This is a genomic window from Stenotrophomonas maltophilia group sp. Smal12 (genome assembly GCF_037079935.1).
Classification (GTDB): Bacteria; Pseudomonadota; Gammaproteobacteria; order Xanthomonadales; family Xanthomonadaceae; genus Stenotrophomonas; species Stenotrophomonas sepilia.
Genome location: NZ_JBAWUK010000104.1, coordinates 1 through 2419 on the forward strand (window position 1 = coordinate 1; position 2419 = coordinate 2419).

General features: G+C 66.6%; 2 protein-coding genes. Both read right to left on the reverse strand.

What is annotated here, in order from left to right; genetic code table 11:
* Positions 1-213: 213 nt before the first annotated feature.
* Positions 214-2094 carry a propionate--CoA ligase gene (gene prpE / locus WDC87_RS21755; RefSeq protein ID WP_252744883.1) on the reverse strand — a complete coding sequence of 627 codons (1881 nt, stop codon included), beginning with the start codon at positions 2092-2094 and terminating at the stop codon, positions 214-216.
* Positions 2095-2324: 230 nt separating this feature from the next.
* On the reverse strand, positions 2325-2419 hold a 95-nt coding region (locus WDC87_RS21760), incomplete at its 5' end, for an IS3 family transposase (RefSeq protein ID WP_188248859.1).

A 2419-nucleotide genomic window follows, 5' to 3' on the forward strand; every position in this document is an offset into this window, starting at 1 on the left:
CCCGCCGGTTGCCGCAGGAATCGGGGGGGGGTGTGTGCGCCCCCCCCGCATTTATGCCACCCCCCGCGGCGCCGGGTGGCCCCGGGCCACCCCGGGGTGGTGGGGGGGCCTCGCGGGCCAAATTTACGGCGTGGGGCGGGGGTTGGGGCGCGGCGGGGGCCGCAAGGGTGTTGTGGGGGGGGGGGGGCCCGCCCCCCCGCCGGCGCTACCGGATCAACGGCCCAGCGCGCGGCGGATCTCCTCCAGCGCGCTGGGGTCGTCCAGCGTCGACAGGTCGCCCGGGTCGCGCTGCTCGGCCAACGCCTGCAACGAGCGCCGCAGCAGCTTGCCCGAACGGGTCTTGGGCAGCGCATTGACCACGTGCACATGCGCCGGGCGCGCGACCGCACCAAGCGAAGTCGTCACCGTCGCCATCATCTCGGCCACCACCGGCGCCGGATCCTCGCCCTCAAGCCCCTGCTTGAGGGTGACGAACACCAGCGGCACCTGCCCCTTCAGCTCGTCCTTGACCCCGATCACGGCAGCCTCGGCCACGCGCGGGTGGCTGGAGATGGCCTCCTCGATCTCGCGCGTACCCAGACGATGCCCGGCCACGTTGATCACATCGTCGGTACGGCCGAGGATGAAGGTATAGCCATCGTCATCGCGGATCGCCCAGTCCAGCGAGCTGTACAGCAGTTCCTTGAAGTGGCTGAAGTAGCTCTGCAGGAATCGGTTGTCGTCGTTCCACACCGTGCTCATGCAACCCGGCGGCAAGGGCGGCGACACCACCAGCACGCCCTTCTGCCCCGGCGCCACTTCCTCGCCGGTGTTCTCGTCGATCACCTTCATCCGATAGCCGAGATTGGGGAAGCCCGGTGAACCGAAGCGCACCGGCTTCATCTCCAGGCCCGGCAGCAGGGTCAGTGCCGGCCAGCCGGTTTCGGTCTGCCAGTAGTTGTCGATGATCGGCTTGCCCAGCGCTTCGCTGATCCAGTGCGCGGTGGGTTCGTCCAGCGGCTCGCCGGCCAGGAACAGGTACTTCAGGGCGCGCAGATCGTGGCGATGGATGAAGTCCGCGTCGTGCTTCTTCAGCACGCGGATGGCGGTGGGTGAGGAGAACATGGTGCGCACGTTGTACTGTTCGCACAGCGCCCACCAGATGCCCGGGTCCGGATTCGTCGGCAGCCCCTCGTACAGCAACGAGGTGCAGCCACCGATCAGCGGGCCGTACACGTTGTACGAGTGGCCCACCGCCCAGCCGACGTCGGAAGTGGAGAACATCACCTGGCCCGGCTTGCAGTCGAACACGGTCTCCATCGACTGCGCCATCGCCACCGCGTAACCACCGACATCGCGCTGCACGCCCTTCGGCTTGCCGGTGGTGCCGGAGGTGTACAGCAGGTAGCTCGGCTCGCTCGCTTCAAGCCACTGCACCGGCACATCGACTTCACCAACCTGTGCACGCAGCGCCGCGTAGTCCACGTCGCGACCCGACACGCGGGATTCGGCGGCATCCAGCCCACGCGAGACGATCAGCACGTGTGGCGGAGGCGACGCCGCTTCGGCGCAGGCCGCGTCGACCATCGGCTTGTACGGAATCAGCTTGCCACCGCGCATGCCGGCATCCGCTGCGATCAGCAACTTCGGCTTCGCATCGTCGATGCGCAGCGCCAGGTTGTGCGCGGCGAAGCCACCGAACACCACCGAGTGCACCGCACCGATGCGCGCGCAGGCCAGCATCGCGAACACGGCTTCGGCCATGTTCGGCATGTAGATCACCACGCGGTCACCGTGGCCGACGCCGAGATGCTTGAGCACGGCGGCGAAGTCGTTCACTTCGCGATACAGCTGGCGATAGGTGATCTCGCGGGTGCTGTTGGTTTCGGTGGAAATCGCAACCAGCGCGAGCTGGTCGGCGCGCGTTGCCAGGTGGCGGTCGACGGCGTTGTAGCAGAGATTGGTTTCACCACCGACGAACCAGCGCCGGAACGGCGGGTTGCTGTAATCGAGCACCTGCTGCGGCGGTTTGTGCCAATGGATGCGCTTGGCTTCCTCGCCCCAGAACGCCTCCGGCTCGTCGATCGAGCGACGGTAGGTTTCCTCGTAGTTCATGACGCAGCCCTCCCAGACAAAGTCATGGGTTCGAGGATAGTCCGGCGCTGGCGCGCGGGCCGCCCTACCTTGGTAGGGGGGTGGGTTTTTCATGCAGGGCTGCGCCCTGCACTTGCAGAAGCCGAAGCAACAGCAGAAGCTGGCTTACTGAGGGATGGCGGGGCGGGTCCGGTGGCGGGAGACGCCGTAAACCCGTCCGTGAAGTGACCCCCGAGACTTGGACGGTGGGGTCAGGCGGCTGCTTGGGCCTGTTCCCGGTACTTTACCGGGCTTAGCCCCTTCAATTTCAATCTGATTCGCTCTTGGTTGTAGTACTTGATGTACT